The organism is Isoptericola sp. NPDC019571 (genome assembly GCF_044389385.1).
Classification (GTDB): Bacteria; Actinomycetota; Actinomycetes; order Actinomycetales; family Cellulomonadaceae; genus Isoptericola; species Isoptericola nanjingensis.
Map to the genome: position 1 here is coordinate 279,088 of NZ_JBIRXZ010000001.1, position 16,687 is coordinate 295,774.

The window sequence follows — 16,687 nt, forward strand, 5'->3', positions numbered from 1 at the left end:
TCCTGCGGCCAGGAACAGCACCGCCTGCACGACGAGCCGCCACGGCTGGCGCGGTCGTGCGCGCACCCTGGCGGCGTCGTCGGGAGAAGCGGCGCGCGCCGGTAGACTGGCGGCGCGCCGCAAGGCGCCCCCGCACGGACCGACGCCGGATGCCGGCACCCCGCGGTGCGGTGATCACCCGGTCCGAGCCCTGAGCTCTGCAGTACTCGCGCGACCCGAGGGAAGTTGATGACCGCCGCTGCCGACCGTGCCGAAGCCGTGTCCGCCCCCCGCCCCCAGCTGGACACCGTCGAGACCGCCGCGTCCACGCCGGACGAGGTCCAGCCGTACGCCGAGCTCGGCCTCAAGCCGGACGAGTACCAGCGCATCCGCGACCTGCTCGGGCGCCGCCCGACGGCCGCCGAGCTGGCCATGTACTCGGTGATGTGGTCCGAGCACTGCTCGTACAAGTCGTCCAAGGTGCACCTGAAGAAGTTCGGCGACCGGGTCACCGAGGAGATGAAGGAGCACCTGCTCGTCGGCATCGGCGAGAACGCGGGCGTCGTCGACGTCGGCGACGGCTGGGCGGTCACCTTCAAGGTCGAGTCGCACAACCACCCGTCGTTCGTGGAGCCGTACCAGGGCGCCGCGACCGGCGTCGGGGGCATCGTCCGCGACATCATCTCGATGGGCGCGCGCCCCGTGGCCGTGATGGACCAGCTGCGGTTCGGCGCCGTCGACCACCCGGACACCGCACGCGTGGTGCACGGGGTCGTGAGCGGCGTCGGCGGCTACGGGAACTCGCTCGGCCTGCCCAACATCGGCGGCGAGCTCGTCTTCGACGGTTCCTACCAGGGCAACCCGCTCGTCAACGCGCTGTGCCTCGGGGTGCTCCGCCACGAGGACATCCACCTCGCGAACGCTTCCGGGGTGGGCAACAAGGTGGTCCTGTTCGGCGCCCGCACGGGCGGCGACGGCATCGGCGGTGCCTCGATCCTCGCGTCCGAGACGTTCGAGGACGGCGTGCCGGCCAAGCGGCCGAGCGTCCAGGTGGGCGACCCCTTCATGGAGAAGGTGCTCATCGAGTGCTGCCTCGAGCTCTACGCCGCGCAGGTCGTGGAGGGCATCCAGGACCTCGGCGCCGCGGGCATCTCCTGCGCCACGAGCGAGCTGGCGTCCAACGGCGACGGCGGCATGCACGTCTGGCTCGACGACGTGCTGCTGCGCGACCCCACGCTCAACGCCGGCGAGATCCTCATGTCGGAGTCGCAGGAGCGCATGATGGCGGTGGTCACGCCCGAGAAGCTCGAGCAGTTCCTCGCGATCACCGGCAAGTGGGACGTCGAGACCGCCGTCATCGGTGAGGTCAACGACTCCGGCCGACTCACCATCGACCACCACGGCCAGCGCATCGTCGACGTCGACCCGAAGACGGTCGCGCACGAGGGCCCCGTCTACGAGCGCCCCTACGCCCGCCCGGCGTGGCAGGACGGCCTGCAGGCCGACACCACGGTCGCCGCGGGCCTGGCCCGCCCGACGTCGGCCGACGACCTGCGCGCCACCGCGCTGCGCCTGCTGGCGTCGCCGAACCTCGCGTCCAAGGCCTGGGTGACGAACCAGTACGACCGCTTCGTCCAGGGCAACACCGCGCTCGCGCAGCCCGACGACGGCGGCGTGGTCCGCGTCGACGAGGCCACCGGCCGCGGCGTCGCCCTCGCCACCGACGCCAACGGCCGCTACGGCAAGCTCGACCCGCGCACGGGCGCCCAGCTCGCGCTCGCGGAGGCGTACCGGAACGTCGCGACGGCCGGCGCGAAGCCGCTCGCCGTGACGGACTGCCTCAACTTCGGCTCGCCCGAGCACCCGGACTCGATGTGGCAGCTCGTCGAGGCGATCGAAGGCCTCGCGGACGCGTGCCAGGAGCTCGGCGTCCCGGTCACGGGCGGCAACGTCTCGCTCTACAACGGCACCGGCGAGCCCGGGCAGATCGACTCCTCGATCCACCCGACGCCTGTCGTCGGCGTCCTCGGCGTCATCGACGACGTGCGCACCGCGGTGCCGTCGGGCTGGCGCGCCGAGGGCCTGTCGATCCTGCTGCTGGGCCGCACGGCCGACGAGCTCGACGGCTCCGCGTGGGCCGACGTCGAGCACGGGCACCTGGGCGGCCTGCCGCCGCGCGTGGACCTGGCGGCCGAGCGCGCGCTCGCCTCGGCGCTGGTCGAGGCGCGCGAGCAGGGCCTCGTCGCCGCCGCGCACGACCTGTCCGAGGGCGGCCTCGCCCAGGGGCTGCTGGAGGCGTCGCTGCGCTACGGAGTCGGCGCCGACGTCGCGCTCGACGGCGTCACCGGCCGCGACGGCGTGACGCCGTTCGCCGCCCTGTTCAGCGAGTCCACCGCGCGCGCCCTGGTGGCCGTGGACCCGGAGCACGAGTCCGAGCTCGTCGCGGTGGCCGAGGCCGCCGGCGTCCCGGTGCTGCGTCTCGGCCGCACCGGCGGCGAGCAGCTGGCCGTGGCCGGCGGCTTCGACGGCGAGACCTTCACGGTGCCGCTCGCCGAGGCCCGCGAGGCGCACGAGGGCACCCTGCCGCGCATCTTCGGCTGACAGGAGGGGCGCGGGACAGCACCGGTCCCGCGCCCCACCGTGCGGCGCCGGGTGACGCGCGGCGCACGCCGGTGACCGTCTCGACGCGTGAGATCACGTCTCGCGGACACATACCCTGCAAGGGACGTGCGTGTGCCGTGCCGCCCTCCGGGCCTTGCGGGCGCGCTCCCCACCAACCGGGAGGAGCCCCGATGGAAGACCGTCTGCAGCCTGTGTTCGCCGAGGTGCTGCGCCGCAATCCGGGCGAGGTGGAGTTCCACCAGGCCGTGCGCGAGGTCTTCGAGTCGCTGGGCCCGGTGCTGCGCAAGAACCCGCAGTACGTCGAGGCCGCAGTGCTCGAGCGCATCTGCGAGCCCGAGCGGCAGATCATCTTCCGCGTGCCGTGGGTCGACGACACGGGCCGCGTGCGGATCAACCGCGGCTTCCGCGTCGAGTACAACTCGGCCCTCGGCCCGTACAAGGGCGGCCTGCGCTTCCACCCCTCGGTGTACCTGGGGATCGTGAAGTTCCTCGGCTTCGAGCAGATCTTCAAGAACGCCCTCACGGGGCTGCCGATCGGCGGCGGCAAGGGCGGCTCCGACTTCGACCCCCGCGGCCGGTCCGACGGCGAGGTCATGCGGTTCTGCCAGTCGTTCATGACCGAGCTGTACCGCCACATCGGCGAATACACGGACGTGCCCGCCGGCGACATCGGCGTGGGCGCCCGCGAGGTCGGCTACCTGTTCGGCCAGTACAAGCGGATCACCAACCGCTACGAGTCCGGCGTGCTCACCGGCAAGGGCCTCACCTGGGGCGGCTCGCTCGTGCGCAAGGAGGCCACGGGTTACGGCGCCGTCCTCTTCGCGCAGAGCATGCTCGGCACCCAGGGCGAGAGCCTCGACGGCCGTCGCGTCTCCGTGTCCGGCTCGGGCAACGTCGCGATCTACGCGGCGGAGAAGGCGCAGCAGCTCGGCGGCCGCGTGATCACGTTCTCGGACTCGTCGGGCTACGTCGTCGACGAGGCCGGCATCGACCTCGACCTGCTCAAGGAGGTCAAGGAGGTCCGGCGCGGCCGCGTGGCCGACTACGTCGACCTGCGTCCCGGCGCCCGACTGGTGTCCGACGGCAGCATCTGGGACGTCCCCACCGACGTCGCGCTGCCCTGCGCCACCCAGAACGAGCTCTCCGAGGCCGACGCCAAGCAGCTCGTCGCGAACGGCGTGCGCGCCGTCGCGGAGGGCGCCAACATGCCGACCACCCCGGAGGCGGTCGCCCTCCTGCGCGAGGCCGGCGTGCTGTTCGGCCCGGGCAAGGCCGCGAACGCGGGCGGCGTCGCGACGTCGGCGCTGGAGATGCAGCAGAACGCGTCGCGCGACTCGTGGAGCTTCGACCACACCGAGTCCCGCCTCGCCGAGATCATGACCGGCATCCACGACAGCTGCCTCGCCACGGCGGAGGAGTACGAGGCACCCGGTGACTACGTCGTCGGCGCCAACGTCGCCGGCTTCACCAAGGTCGCCGACGCGATGATCGCCTTCGGCGTCATCTGACGGCCGCAGCACGCACGACGACGGCGCGGCCCCCCGCTGGGGGACCGCGCCGTCGTCGTCAGCAGGCGACCGGACCTCGGCTCCTGAGGTAGGGCCGAGCCTGCGCCCCGGCTCAGACCTCGGTGTTCTCCGACGAGATCATCCAGGCCTGCTTCTCGAGGTCGGTGATGATCTCGTGCAGCAGGTCGGCGCTGGTCGGGTCCTCGGCGTCGACGTCGTCGTGCACCTCGCGCGCGACCTCGACGGTCTGCGCGACGCGCTCGACGATCGCGTCGACCGTGTCCTCCACCGACACCAGGCCGGCGGGGTAGGGCGACAGGTCGGTCGTGGTGGCGACGGTCTCGGTGCGGCCGTCGGGCACGGCCTGGAGCGCGCGGAGGCGCTCGGCGACGGTGTCGCTGTGCTCGCGGGCGACGTCGACGAGCTCGTCGAGCTGGAGGTGCAGGTCGCGGAAGCCGCGGCCGGTGACGTTCCAGTGGGCCTGCTTGCCCTGGACGTGCAGGTCGACCAGCGCGACGAGCACGCGCTGCAGGTGAGCGCGGAGCTTGTCGGAGGCCTCGGCGCGGGGAGTGTTGCGCTTCATCGTGGGAGTGGTCATGGGTGAACCTTCCTTCCGGTGACGATCGCTCTCTTGAACCATTCCAGGTTAAGGAGCCTTCCCGGGCGCCGCCAGCAAGGGCAGGCGAGCCTTGGTCGTCGTCAGCGCGCGCCCGTGACGAGGTCGAGCAGCGCCGTCGCGAACGCCGGGGCGAGCGAGGGGGAGTGGTCCGCGCCCGCGATCGACCACAGCCCGACCTCGGCGCCGCCCGTGCACCCGCCCCACGTCGTCACCCTGGTCTCGGCGCCGGGCACCGCGCTGTCGAGGTCGCGCCGGTCGGGAGCGGTGACGGGGGCCGCCGCGCAGCCGTCGTGACGCGCCCAGGCAGCGGCCGACTCCGCCGCCGCCGGGTAGGCGTGCCCGTCGCGGACCCCGCCGCCCGCGCGGATCACGGGGTCGTCCGCGCCGTGCGCCTGCACCACGGTCACCGGGCGCGACGGGCGGCAGGCGCCGTCGTCCGCCGGCATCGCGCCCGCGAGCGACACCACGACGGACACGAGGTCGGCGTGGTCGCACGCCGTGCGATAGGCCATGAAGCCGCCGTTGGAGTACCCGACCACCGCGACCCGCGCGGGGTCCACGGCGTAGGTGGCCGCGAGCGTGCGGATCACCTGCGCCAGGTACGCGGAGTCGTCGACGCCCGCGCGGTCGGCGCCGCAGCAGGCGTCGGTCGCGTTCCAGAACCGGCGCCCGTCGGGCCCTTCGGTGCCCTCGGGGAGGGCGTAGAGCACGCCGCGCGCGAGGGCCTGGTCCCGCAGCCCGAGCATGGCGTCCGCGCGCGCCGCGTCGGACCCGAAGCCGTGCAGGACGACGAGGAGCGGGGCGGGGAGGTCGGGCTGGTACGCGGGCGGCACGTGGAGCTGGACGGGCCGCCCGCCGACGTCGACGACGCCCGTCGTGCCCGCCGGCATCGCCTTGGCGGCCGCGAGCACCAGGGGCTGCTCGTCGGCCTGCGGAGGCGCGGCGGAGCCGCAGGCCGTGAGCAGCAGGGTGACCAGCGCGACGAGGGTCGCCAGGATCGGGCGGTGCGCCGGCATGCCGTCGATTGTCGCGTGCGAGCAGCGCCCGGCATAGGCTGAAAACGGTGCGGAGGTGGTGCTCCGATGACGTGGCAGCTGGCGCTCCTGACGGCGGCGTTCGCGCTGGTCGCGACCGTCGCCGCCCGGTCGTGGGCGCGTTCCGACGCGCACTGCGACGCCGTCGCCCGCCGAGCGCTCCGTCGTCGTGCCCCCGCCGCCGACCCGCTGCTGACGCTGACCGTCCAGGTGCGCCTGGGGGAGCTGGCCCGCGAGCTGCGCGCCATCGACGACGACCCGCAGGTCTTCGCCCGCGCCCACCACGCGCGCGCCGCGCAGGGCGCCTACGACGCCCTGCTGCGCGAGGCGTGCCGCCTCGCCGGGCTGAGCGTCGTCGACCTGCCCATGCGCGCCGGCGAGCGTGCCGAGTCCGCCGAACGGCTGCGCGAGGAGCTGGAGCTCAGCTCCCGCGGCTGGTCCTGGTAGCTGCCGAGATAGAGAAGGCGAACCCGCGAGATAGAGAAGCCCGGACGGGCCGCAGCCGGTGCGGCCCCTCCGGGCTTCTCTATCTCGCGGGTTCGCCTTCTCTCTCTCGGCGTCAGAGGGCCTCGAGCGCCGTGTTGAAGGTGGCGGACGGGCGCATCACCGCGGCGGCCTTGGCGGCGTCGGGGCGGTAGTAGCCGCCGATGTCGGCGGGCGAGCCCTGGACGCCGACGAGCTCGTCGACGATCGTCCGCTCCTGCTCGGCGAGCGACGCCGCGAGCGGGCCGAACGCGGCGGCCAGTTCGGCGTCGTCCGACTGCGCGGCGAGCTCCTGCGCCCAGTACAGGGCGAGGTAGAAGTGCGAGCCGCGGTTGTCGATGCCGCCGACGCGGCGCGTCGGCGACTTGTCCTGGTCGAGGAACGTGCCCGTGGCGCGGTCGAGCGTGTCCGCGAGCACCTGGGCGCGCGCGTTGCCGGTGACGGTCGCCAGGTGCTCGAACGACGCGGCCAGCGCGAAGAACTCGCCCAGCGAGTCCCAGCGCAGGTAGTTCTCCGCGAGGAGCTGCTGCACGTGCTTCGGGGCGGAGCCGCCGGCGCCGGTCTCGAAGAGGCCGCCGCCGTTCATCAGCGGCACGACCGACAGCATCTTGGCCGACGTCCCCAGCTCGAGGATCGGGAACAGGTCCGTGTTGTAGTCGCGCAGCACGTTGCCCGTCACCGAGATGGTGTCGAGGCCCTGGCGGATGCGCGCGAGGGAGAACGCCGTCGCCTCGGCCGGCGCCATCACGTGGATGTCGAGGCCGTCGGTGTCGTGGTCGCCCAGGTACTCCTCGACCTTGGCGATGAGCTGTGCGTCGTGGCCGCGCTGCGCGTCGAGCCAGAACACGGCGGGGGAGCCGGTGGCGCGGGCGCGGTTGACGGCGAGCTTGACCCAGTCGCGGATCGCGACGTCCTTGGTGGTGCAGGCGCGCCAGATGTCGCCGGCCTGGACGTCGTGGCTCAGCAGCACGTCGCCGGCCGCGTCGACGACCTCGACGGTGCCGTCGGCGGGGATCTCGAACGTCTTGTCGTGCGAGCCGTACTCCTCGGCCTTCTTGGCCATGAGGCCCACGTTGGGCACGGAGCCCATGGTGGCCGGGTCGAGGGCGCCGTTCGCGCGGCAGTCGTCGATGACGGTCTGGTAGACGCCGGCGTACGACGAGTCGGGGATGACGGCGAGCGTGTCGTGCTCCTTGCCGTCGGGGCCCCACATGTGACCGCCGCCGCGGATCATCGCGGGCATGGAGGCGTCGATGATGACGTCGGACGGCACGTGCAGGTTGGTGATGCCGCGGTCCGAGTCGACCATCGCGAGGGCCGGGCCGTCGGCGAGGCCCTGCTCGACGGCGGCGCGGATCTCGGCGCCGTGGGGCAGCGTGTCGACCGTGGACAGCAGGTAGCCGAGGCCGTCGTTGGGGGAGATGCCCGCGGCCTTGAGCTCGTCGCCGTACTTCTCGAACAGGGCGGGGAAGAACGCCTGCACCACGTGGCCGAAGATGATCGGGTCGGAGACCTTCATCATCGTGGCCTTGAGGTGCGCGGAGAACAGCACGCCCTCGGCCTTGGCGCGGGCGACCTGCTCGGCGAGGAAGGTGTTCAGCGCCGCGACGGACATGAAGGTCGCGTCGACGACCTCGCCGGCCTCGACCTTCAGGCCGTCCTTGAGGACGGTGGTGCCGGCCGGGGTGACCAGGCGGATCGTCAGGGTGTCGTCGGCGGGGACCACGACGGACTTCTCGTTGGAGAAGAAGTCGTTCTCGCCCATCGTCGCGACGTTCGTCCTCGAGTCGGCCGACCAGGCGCCCATGCGGTGCGGGTGCGCCTTCGCGTAGTTCTTCACCGAGGCGGGGGCGCGGCGGTCCGAGTTGCCCTCGCGCAGCACCGGGTTCACCGCCGAGCCCTTGACCTTGTCGTACCGGGCGCGCACGTCCTTCTCGGCGTCGGTCTGCGGGTCCTCGGGGTAGCTCGGGACGTCGTAGCCCTGGGCCTGCAGCTCGGCGACGGCGGCCTTGAGCTGCGGCACGGACGCCGAGATGTTCGGCAGCTTGATGATGTTGGCGCCGGGGGTGGTGGCCAGCGCGCCCAGCTCGGCGAGCGCGTCGCCGATGCGCTGGTCGTCGGTGAGCCGCTCCGGGAACTGGGCGAGGATGCGGCCCGCGAGGGAGATGTCGCGCGTCTCGAGCGTGACCCCGGCCTGGGCGGCGTACGCCTCGACGATCGGGAGGAACGAGTACGTCGCGAGCAGCGGCGCCTCGTCGGTGTGCGTGTAGATGATCGTGGCGGCCTCGGGCCGGGACTCGGTGGTCATGCGGCGATGCTCCCTAGGCAGGGCAGTGGTGGACGAGAGATTGTTTGACATCAAGATATCTGGCCGCGGCGGAGCCTGTCGAAACCCCGGGCGACCGCCGTGCCGTGCCGTGCCTCACGGTCGGGTCCCTCGCCGCGCGGCCCCCGGCGTGCGCCGTTACGGTCGAGCGGTGCCGACGCGTCAGCTCCATCTCGCCCAGGCGGGCCCGGCCGAGGTCGCCGACGCCCTCGCCGCGCTCCGCGCCGAGGCCGGCCTGCCCGCGATGTTCCCCGCCCAGGTGCGGGACGAGGCGGAGAAGTCCGCCGCGGACGGCGGGTCGGCCCTCGGGGGCACGGGAAGGAAGGGCCGTCAGGACCGCCGCGACGTCGAGCTCGTGACCATCGACCCGCCCGGCTCGATGGACCTCGACCAGGCGGTGCACGTCGCGTCGTCGGGCCGCGGGTACATCGTCCGGTACGCCATCGCGGACGTCGCCGCGTTCGTCCGGCCGGGCGGCCCGCTCGACGCCGAGACCCACCGTCGCGGCACGACCGTCTACGGCCCGGACGTGCGCACCCCGCTGCACCCGCCCGTCCTCTCCGAGGGCGCCGCGAGCCTGCTGCCCGACGAGGACCGTCCGGCCGTCCTGTGGACGATCGGGCTCGACGCGGACGGCGAGATCACGAGCAGCTCCGTGACCCGCGCGACCGTGCGGTCGCGCGCCCGCCTCACCTACGGCGAGGTCCAGGGCCAGCTCGACGCGGGGACGGCGTCGGACTCCCTGTCCCTGCTCGCAGACGTGGGCCGCCTGCGGCAGGAGCGCGAGCGGGACCGCGGCGGGGTGTCGCTGGAGGTCCCCGAGCAGGAGATCGCGTCCGGGCCCGACGGGTCGTTCACGCTCGAGCTGCGGCGCACCCTTCCCGTCGAGGGCTGGAACGCGCAGATCTCGCTGCTCACCGGCATCGCCGCGGCGGCCATGATGCGCGAGGCGGGCGTCGGCCTGCTGCGCACGCTGCCCCCGGCGGACGACCGCGACGTCGTGCGCCTGCGCCGGACCGCCGCGGCCCTCGGCATCGACTGGCCCGAGGAGGTCTCGTACGCGCAGCTCGTCCCGACGCTCGAGTCCCGTCGTCCCACCCACGCGGCCTTCCTCGCCGAGGCGACGTCGCTCTTCCGGGGCGCGGGCTACCTGGCGTTCGGCGTGCCGGGGCCCGACGGCGGGCCGCCGGTCGCGCTGCCCGCGGACGCCCGGCACGCGGCGATCGCGGCCGAGTACGCCCACGTGACGGCGCCGCTGCGGCGGCTCGCCGACCGCTACGCCACGGAGGTGTGCCTCGCCCACGCCGCCGGCAAGGAGCCGCCCGCCTGGGTGACCGAGGCGCTCCCCACCCTGCCCGAGACGATGGCGGCTGCCTCCCGCACGGCGGGCGCGTTCGAGCGCGGCTGCGTGGACGTCGTCGAGGCGGCGCTGCTCGCCGGCCGCGAGGGGCAGGCCTTCGACGGCGTCGTCGTCGACGTGCGCGGCGACGACGAGGACGGCACGGCGGACAACCCGCAGCGCGGCGAGGTCATGCTCGAGGCGCCGGCCGTGCGGGCGCGCATCGAGGGCGCCGGGCTGCCGCTGGGCGAGCGCGTCCGCGCGACGTTGGCCGAGGCGTCGGTGCCCGACCGGCGGGTGCTCTTCACGCTGGGCTGACGACGCGGCCGTGCCGGCCCGGCTCTCCCGGGTCAGGGCTCGAGGTCGACGGCCGCGGCTCCGGTGCGCACGTCCACGGGGACGGACACCTGGTCGTGAGCGACCAGCCAGCGCTCACCGTCGCGACGCAGGCCGAACGTGCCGCGGACCCACGTCCCGGGCACGGGCGTGCCGTCGGCGAGGGTGCCGCTGAGCCGGCCGAAGGCGTGCCCGAAGGCGACGTGCTCGTCGACGGTCAGGGCGAGGTCGCGCAGCTCGTAGTCGACGGTCGCGAAGGCGTCGAACACCTGCACCCGGTTCCGCAGCTTGGCGTCGATCCCGACGTGCTGCAGCGGGGGCTCGACGTCGAACGAGACGACGTCGCGTGCGTAGATCTCGCGCACCGCGTCGAGGTCCTTGGCGCGCAGGGCGCCGACGAGCGACCCCAGCAGCTGCCGGATCGCGTGCTCGTGGTCGTGGGTCGCGGACATGGTCGCCCCTCGGGGTCGGGGGCAGGGGGCAGGGGGCAGGGGTATCGGTCGAGGCGAGGATCTGCCTCACCCCGACCGACGACGGTGGCTGCGGGGACGTGACGGTCCGCGCCCTGCCGTGGCCGGCTCCGTCCACGCGGAGCCCGGCTCCCCGGGCAGGAGCCCCAGGTGACGTTTTGATAACACTCCTGCCTTATAACGATTCAAGGTCTAGCGCCGGCCCTGTGACTATTCGTTAAGGTTCCTTCCCTAAGCGTGAGCGATCGCGGCGTGAGGGTGCGCTGCCGACTGGAAGGACCAACGATGATCCGAGGGAAGATCCGCGGACGGTGGCTCGCAGCCGCCGCCGCCCTGACCAGCGTGACCCTCTTGGCCGCCGGGTGCTCCGGTTCCGCCGAGGGCAACGACGGCGGCGACGGCACCAGCGCCCCCGCGGCCGAGGGCCAGGCCACCGACCAGGAGCTCGTGATCTGGGCGGGCTCGCAGACCCCGATCACCCCCAACTTCAACCCCTACGCGGTGGGCGTGCTGCACCTCGCCAACGGCGGCATCTACGAGTCGCTGTTCGCGTACAACAAGCTCCAGGACGTGGACCCCACGCCGATGCTCGCCGAGTCGTTCGAGTGGAACGAGGACGGCACCGAGCTCACGGTGAAGCTCCGTAGCGGGGTGCAGTGGAACGACGGCCAGCCGTTCACCGCGGACGACGTCGTGTACTCGTTCACGAACGACACCGCCAAGCCCGTCTACCTCAAGGACGCGGTCGCGCAGGACGAGTCCACCGTGGTGTTCTCCTTCGACGAGCCGGCGTTCGCGAACGAGTTCGCGATCCTCGGCAGCACGTACATCGTGCCGAAGCACGTGTTCTCCGAGCACGAGAAGGACTCCGGCGAGGACGCCGAGGGCAACGCCCTCACCGGGCTCGTGGCGTGGGACAACGCGGAGTCCCCGGTCGGCACCGGCCCGTACATGCTCGACACGGCGTCCAACGCCGCGTACACCGCGAAGGCCAACCCCGACTACTGGGGCGGGGCGCCGAAGGTCGCCTCCCTGCGCTACGTCGGCATCGACGCCAACCAGTCCGCGGAGGACCTGCTCACGACCGGGCAGATCGACTGGACCACGATGTTCGTGCCGGATCCCGAGCGGATCACCTCGACCGGCGGTTTCGGGTACGTCAACACGCCCGTCGACCCCGTCGTGCTGTACACGTGCTCCAACACCGACCTGGGCTGCAAGGGCGCCCAGACGGACGTCGCCGTCCGCCAGGCGCTCGACGCCGCCATCGACCGCTCCGCGATCACCGAGAAGGCGTTCGTCGGGCTCGCCAAGCCGATCTCGCCGACGTTCGCGCTGCTCGGCCGCGACGACAAGTGGATCGCGGACGGCATGCCGAAGGAGTCGCCGCAGAGCGCCGACGCCGCGGCCGCGGGGAAGATCCTCGAGGAGGCCGGCTACACCAAGGACGCCGACGGCTTCTACGGCAAGGACGGCACGCCGATCGACCTGACGCTGACCTCCGTCGACGGGTGGTCGGACTTCAACAACGCCGCCAAGCTCATCGAGGAGCAGGCCAAGGCCGCGGGCCTCAAGGTCACCGCGTCCACGATCTCCTGGAACGAGTTCGCCGACGCGCGCGTCTCCGGCGAGTTCGAGCTGATCATGGGCGGCGTCGTCGGCACCTCGCTGGCCGACCCGTTCCAGATCTACCGCGAGTGGTTCACCGGCGACTACACCCAGAAGGTCGGCACCGCGCTCGAGCCGGGCGAGTGGAACATCTCCCGCTACGACGACGACGAGGTGAACGCCGCCGTCGAGGCCGCGTCCCAGACGAACGACGAGGCCGCCAAGAAGGAGGCCTACGCCACCGTCCAGGAGAACATCGTCGAGGACCTGCCGTACATCCCGATCGTCGTGAACGGCACGCAGACGTTCTTCAACACGACGAAGTTCGCCGGCTGGCCCACGGAGGACGACATGTACATGTTCCCGCCGTCGTGGCAGGGCCCGTCCTCGGGCGTCATCCTCGGCAAGCTCGGCGGCGCCCAGTAACGCGCTCCCGACCCGGTGACCGGCGGGTCCCCAGCCCGCCGGTCACCCGCACGACCCGCACCACGACGCAGTGACGCACCGAGCGAGGAGGAGCCGCATGCCCGCGACACCGAAGGGCGGCCCGACCCCATGAAGTTCTACGCCAGGCGGATCGCCTTCTATGCGGTGACCTTGTGGGCCGCGATCTCGCTGAACTTCTTCATCCCGCGCATGCTGCCGGGCGACCCGTTCTCGATCCTCATGGCGAAGCTGCAGCGCGCCGGAGGCATCCCGGCGGGCACCGAGAACAGCATCCGGCTCCTCCTCGGTGCGGCCGAGGACCAGTCCCTGTGGGAGCAGTACGTCACGTACTGGAAGAACGTCCTCACGGGGAACCTGGGCGTCTCGGTGACGAACTTCCCGACGCCGGTGACCGAGCTCATCGGCGACGCGATCCCGTGGACCCTCGGCCTCGTCGGCACGGCGACGATCATCTCGTTCGTCCTCGGGATCGGGCTGGGCGCGCTCGCCGGCTGGAAGCGCGGCACCTGGGTGGACAGCCTCGTGCCGAGCACCACCATGCTGCAGTCGCTGCCCTACTTCTGGGTGGCCCTCGTGCTCATCTTCGTGTTCGCCGTGAGCCTCCAGTGGTTCCCCATCATCGGCGCGTACGACGTCTTCCACTTCAACGGACCGGAGTGGAGCTGGGCCTTCGTCGGCTCGGTGCTCTACCACGCGTTCCTCCCGGCCGTCACGATCGTCATCTCGTCGGTCGGCGGCTGGCTGCTCGGGATGCGCAACATGATGGTCTCCACGCTGTCGGAGGACTACGTCACGACCGCCGAGGCCAAGGGCCTGCGCCCGCGCCGCGTGTTCACCACCTACGCGATGCGCAACGCCGCGCTGCCGTCCCTCGCCGGGTTCGGCGTGTCCCTCGGGTTCGTCGTGGCCGGCTCCCTCGTCATGGAGCAGGTCTTCACGTACCCGGGCGTGGGCAAGCTCATGATCACGGCGGTACGCAACAACGACTACGCGCTGATGCAGGGCGTCTTCCTCGTCATCACGCTCGCGGTCCTGGCAGCACTGTTCCTCATGGACCTCATCTACGGCTTCCTGGACCCGAGGACGCGCCACAATGACTGACACCGACACCACCGCACCCGCCACCACGCCGGACACCGAGCCGGCCACGCCTCCTACGCCGCCGGGCAAGAAGTCCGGCGTGCGACAGATGCTGCCCTCCATGTCGGGCAAGCTCCTCGCCGGGCTCATCCTCATCGGCGGGATCGTGCTGTTCGCGATCGTGGGCCCCTTCGTCACGCAGGATCCCCGCAGCTCCGCCAACGACCCGCTGCTGCCGCCGCAGCCCGGCCACTGGCTCGGCACGACCAGCCTCGGCTACGACGTGCTCGCCCAGCTCGCCGAGGGCGCCCGCGGCTCGCTGGTCGTCGGCGTGACCGCGGGCCTCGTCGCGATCGTCCTCGCGCTGTTCTTCGGCGTCGTCGCCGGGTACCTGCGCGGCTGGACCGACGAGTTCCTCTCGCTGGTCACCGGCATCATGCTCGTCATCCCCGGCCTGCCGCTGATGATCGTCGTCGCCAGCTACCTGCAGGTGCGCAGCCTGTGGGTCGTCGCGCTCATCCTGGGCGTCACCGCCTTCGCGGGGCCCGCCGTCGTGCTGCGGTCCCAGGCCCGGTCGCTGCGGGTGCGCGACTACGTCTCCGCGGCCCGCGTCGCCGGGGAGAAGACGCCGCGCATCATCGGCGTCGAGGTGCTGCCCAACCTGCTGCCGCTGCTGGCGTCCCAGTTCCTCTTCGCGATCGTGCTCGCCATCCTCGGCGAGGCCGGCCTGTCCTACCTGGGCCTGGGTCCCAACGGGTCGATCACCTGGGGCACGATGCTCAACGAGGCGCAGGGCGGCGGCGCGCTGACCCGCGGCGCCTGGTGGTGGTTCGTCCCCCCGGGGCTGATGATCGCCCTGTTCGGCACCGGGCTCTCCCTCGTCAACTTCGCCATCGACGAGATCGTCAACCCGAAGCTGCGGCTCGCGCCCGCCGCCGCCAAGAGCGTCCGCGAGGCGCGCAAGGCGGGCAAGGACAAGCTCGGCCGCCGAGCCGCGGCCGAGACCGTCGCCGCCGACAAGGAGAGGGTCGACGCATGACCGCCACCACCACCGGCCCGCTGTCGTCGCCGACGCACGACGACCACGTGGCCCGCCTCGAGCCGGTCCTCACCGCCCGGAACGTGTCCATCGAGTACCAGGTGGACCCGCCCGTCCGCGCCGTGGACGACGTCTCCCTCGCGCTGCACCGCGGCGAGATCCTCGGGCTCGCCGGCGAGTCGGGGTGCGGCAAGACGACGCTCGCCTACGGACTCAACCGGCTCCTCAAGCCCCCGGCCATCCTCCGCTCCGGCGACGTGACGTTCCACGACGCGAACGGCACCGACATCGACGTCGTCAGCCTCACCGGTGACGCGCTGCGTGCCTTCCGCTGGGACAAGGTGTCCATGGTCTTCCAGGGGGCGATGAACTCGCTCAACCCGGTGATCAGCGTGCGCAAGCAGCTCGGCGACGTCCTCACCACCCACAGGCCGCAGATGGGCACGAAGGAGCGTGCCGCGCGTTCCGCCGAGCTCCTCGAGCTCGTGGGGGTCGACCCGACGCGCCTCGACAGCTTCGCCCACGAGCTGTCCGGCGGCATGCGCCAGCGCGTCATGATCGCCATGGCCATGGCGCTCAACCCGCAGGTCATGATCATGGACGAGCCGACCACCGCGCTCGACGTCGTCGTCCAGCGCGGCATCCTGCGCGAGATCATGCGGCTGCGCGAGCGGTTCAACTTCGCCGTCGTGTTCATCACCCACGACCTGCCGCTCCTGCTCGAGATCAGCGACCGGATCGCCGTCATGCGCGCCGGCCGGATCGTCGAGCTCGACACCTCGGAGTCCATCTACGCGCGGGCCCAGCACCCGTACACGCGGCAGCTCCTGGACTCCTTCCCGAGCCTCACGGGCGACCGTGGCTCGTTCGTCCGCACCGGCGTCACCCGCGACGCCGCCGAGGAGGAGGCGTCATGAGCAGCCTCGAGGTCCGCAACCTCGTCAAGGAGTTCAAGGTCCGCAGCGGGCTGCGCAGCGGCACCCTGCGTGCCGTGAACGACGTGTCGTTCACGCTCGAGCCCGGCAAGACCCTCGCTCTCGTCGGCGAGTCCGGGTCCGGCAAGTCGACCGTGGCCAAGATGATCTCCCAGCTGGAGACCCCGACGAGCGGCGAGATCCTGCTCGACGGCAGGCCCATCGGGCGCCGCGGCCGCGCGCTGTCGAGCTACCGCCACCAGGTGCAGATGGTCTTCCAGGACCCGTTCGCGTCGCTCAACCCGTACCACACGGTGGCGCACCACCTGGAGCGTCCGTTGAAGCTCCACGGTGTCGCGAGCGGCGACGCCCTCGGGCCCGCGGTCCACGACCTGCTGGAGCGCGTCAACCTCACACCGGCCGACCTCTACGGGGTCAAGCGGCCGCACGAGATGTCCGGCGGTCAGCGGCAGCGGGTCGCCATCGCCCGGGCCCTCGCACCCGGCGCGAGGTTCCTCGTCGCCGACGAGCCCGTCTCGATGCTCGACGTCTCCATCCGGCTCGGGGTGCTCAACCTGCTCGCAAGGCTGCAGCGCGAGGAGAACCTCGGCGTCCTGTACATCACCCACGACCTCGCCACGGCGCGGCACTTCAGCGACGAGATCATCGTGATGTTCCGGGGGGACATCGTGGAGCGTGGGCCGTCCGACGAGGTCATCCTCGACCCGCAGCACGAGTACACGAAGACGCTGCTCGCCGCCGCCCCCGAGCCGTCACGGCACGGGCGGCTGCGGGAGGAGGTCCGGGCGGAGCTGGCTGCTTCCTAGCCGCTGTTCCGCGTCGGTGCGGTCGCGCGGAGCGACGCCGTCGGACGGTGGGTGGG

The 16,687-nt window shown here is 72.2% G+C and carries 13 protein-coding genes; 9 read left to right on the forward strand and 4 right to left on the reverse strand.

Annotated features, from left to right (window positions below; all coding sequences use genetic code 11):
* Positions 1-228 precede the first annotated feature (228 nt).
* Complete coding sequence (gene purL, locus ACH443_RS01300) at positions 229-2,580, forward strand: phosphoribosylformylglycinamidine synthase subunit PurL (RefSeq protein WP_430556420.1); 2,352 nt, start codon at positions 229-231, stop codon at positions 2,578-2,580.
* Positions 2,581-2,771: 191 nt separating this feature from the next.
* Entirely contained in the window at positions 2,772-4,109 is a 1,338-nt protein-coding gene (gdhA, locus tag ACH443_RS01305) for an NADP-specific glutamate dehydrogenase (RefSeq protein ID WP_430556421.1), read from the forward strand.
* 112 nt (positions 4,110-4,221) lie between these two features.
* On the opposite strand, the gene ACH443_RS01310 is transcribed toward gdhA, so the two are convergent.
* Together ACH443_RS01310 and ACH443_RS01315 are read right to left on the reverse strand one after the other, a co-directional pair.
* Positions 4,222-4,707, reverse strand: a complete 486-nt coding sequence (locus tag ACH443_RS01310) for a Dps family protein (RefSeq protein ID WP_429766026.1) — start codon at positions 4,705-4,707, stop codon at positions 4,222-4,224.
* Between the two features lie 101 nt (positions 4,708-4,808).
* Positions 4,809-5,744 carry an alpha/beta hydrolase family esterase gene (locus ACH443_RS01315; protein ID WP_430589257.1) on the reverse strand — a complete coding sequence of 312 codons (936 nt, stop codon included), beginning with the start codon at positions 5,742-5,744 and terminating at the stop codon, positions 4,809-4,811.
* A 66-nt stretch (positions 5,745-5,810) separates the two neighbouring features.
* Between ACH443_RS01315 and ACH443_RS01320 the strand changes: the two genes are divergently transcribed.
* Complete coding sequence (locus tag ACH443_RS01320) at positions 5,811-6,209, forward strand: hypothetical protein (RefSeq protein WP_430556423.1); 399 nt, start codon at positions 5,811-5,813, stop codon at positions 6,207-6,209.
* Between the two features lie 112 nt (positions 6,210-6,321).
* Here ACH443_RS01320 and ACH443_RS01325 read toward each other — a convergent pair whose 3' ends face one another.
* Complete coding sequence (locus ACH443_RS01325) at positions 6,322-8,553, reverse strand: NADP-dependent isocitrate dehydrogenase (RefSeq protein ID WP_429766021.1); 2,232 nt, start codon at positions 8,551-8,553, stop codon at positions 6,322-6,324.
* 169 nt (positions 8,554-8,722) lie between these two features.
* On the opposite strand from ACH443_RS01325, the gene ACH443_RS01330 reads away from it, so the two are divergent.
* Complete coding sequence (locus ACH443_RS01330) at positions 8,723-10,228, forward strand: RNB domain-containing ribonuclease (RefSeq protein WP_430589258.1); 1,506 nt, start codon at positions 8,723-8,725, stop codon at positions 10,226-10,228.
* 32 nt (positions 10,229-10,260) lie between these two features.
* Here ACH443_RS01330 and ACH443_RS01335 read toward each other — a convergent pair whose 3' ends face one another.
* Positions 10,261-10,698, reverse strand: a complete 438-nt coding sequence (locus ACH443_RS01335) for a YybH family protein (RefSeq protein ID WP_430589259.1) — start codon at positions 10,696-10,698, stop codon at positions 10,261-10,263.
* Positions 10,699-11,001: 303 nt separating this feature from the next.
* On the opposite strand from ACH443_RS01335, the gene ACH443_RS01340 reads away from it, so the two are divergent.
* The 5 genes from ACH443_RS01340 (at position 11,002) to ACH443_RS01360 (ending at position 16,631) form a co-directional block, all read left to right on the forward strand.
* A complete protein-coding gene (locus ACH443_RS01340) occupies positions 11,002-12,750 on the forward strand; it encodes an ABC transporter substrate-binding protein (protein ID WP_430589260.1) in 1,749 nt (582 codons plus the stop codon).
* 129 nt (positions 12,751-12,879) lie between these two features.
* Entirely contained in the window at positions 12,880-13,872 is a 993-nt protein-coding gene (locus ACH443_RS01345) for an ABC transporter permease (RefSeq protein WP_429766014.1), read from the forward strand.
* Positions 13,865-14,890: an ABC transporter permease gene (locus ACH443_RS01350; RefSeq protein WP_430589261.1), complete on the forward strand. Its 1,026-nt coding sequence runs from the start codon at positions 13,865-13,867 to the stop codon at positions 14,888-14,890. Before ACH443_RS01345 ends, ACH443_RS01350 begins: the two co-directional genes overlap by 8 nt.
* A complete protein-coding gene (locus ACH443_RS01355) occupies positions 14,887-15,807 on the forward strand; it encodes an ABC transporter ATP-binding protein (RefSeq protein ID WP_430589262.1) in 921 nt (306 codons plus the stop codon). The genes ACH443_RS01350 and ACH443_RS01355 overlap by 4 nt, the downstream gene beginning before the upstream one ends.
* Positions 15,804-16,631 (forward strand): ATP-binding cassette domain-containing protein, encoded by an 828-nt coding sequence (locus ACH443_RS01360; RefSeq protein WP_430589263.1) that lies wholly within the window; start codon positions 15,804-15,806, stop codon positions 16,629-16,631. The genes ACH443_RS01355 and ACH443_RS01360 overlap by 4 nt, the downstream gene beginning before the upstream one ends.
* Positions 16,632-16,687 lie beyond the last annotated feature (56 nt).

Coding starts and splice junctions, on each gene's coding strand:
- ACH443_RS01355 (WP_430589262.1), top strand. CDS start 14,887: ATGACCGCCACCACCACCGGCCCGCTGTCGTCGCCGACGCACGACGAC.
- ACH443_RS01310 (WP_429766026.1), bottom strand. CDS start 4,707: ATGACCACTCCCACGATGAAGCGCAACACTCCCCGCGCCGAGGCCTCC.
- ACH443_RS01340 (WP_430589260.1), top strand. CDS start 11,002: ATGATCCGAGGGAAGATCCGCGGACGGTGGCTCGCAGCCGCCGCCGCC.
- ACH443_RS01350 (WP_430589261.1), top strand. CDS start 13,865: ATGACTGACACCGACACCACCGCACCCGCCACCACGCCGGACACCGAG.
- ACH443_RS01335 (WP_430589259.1), bottom strand. CDS start 10,698: ATGTCCGCGACCCACGACCACGAGCACGCGATCCGGCAGCTGCTGGGG.
- ACH443_RS01325 (WP_429766021.1), bottom strand. CDS start 8,553: ATGACCACCGAGTCCCGGCCCGAGGCCGCCACGATCATCTACACGCAC.
- ACH443_RS01315 (WP_430589257.1), bottom strand. CDS start 5,744: ATGCCGGCGCACCGCCCGATCCTGGCGACCCTCGTCGCGCTGGTCACC.
- gdhA (WP_430556421.1), top strand. CDS start 2,772: ATGGAAGACCGTCTGCAGCCTGTGTTCGCCGAGGTGCTGCGCCGCAAT.
- ACH443_RS01345 (WP_429766014.1), top strand. CDS start 12,880: ATGAAGTTCTACGCCAGGCGGATCGCCTTCTATGCGGTGACCTTGTGG.
- purL (WP_430556420.1), top strand. CDS start 229: ATGACCGCCGCTGCCGACCGTGCCGAAGCCGTGTCCGCCCCCCGCCCC.
- ACH443_RS01320 (WP_430556423.1), top strand. CDS start 5,811: ATGACGTGGCAGCTGGCGCTCCTGACGGCGGCGTTCGCGCTGGTCGCG.
- ACH443_RS01360 (WP_430589263.1), top strand. CDS start 15,804: ATGAGCAGCCTCGAGGTCCGCAACCTCGTCAAGGAGTTCAAGGTCCGC.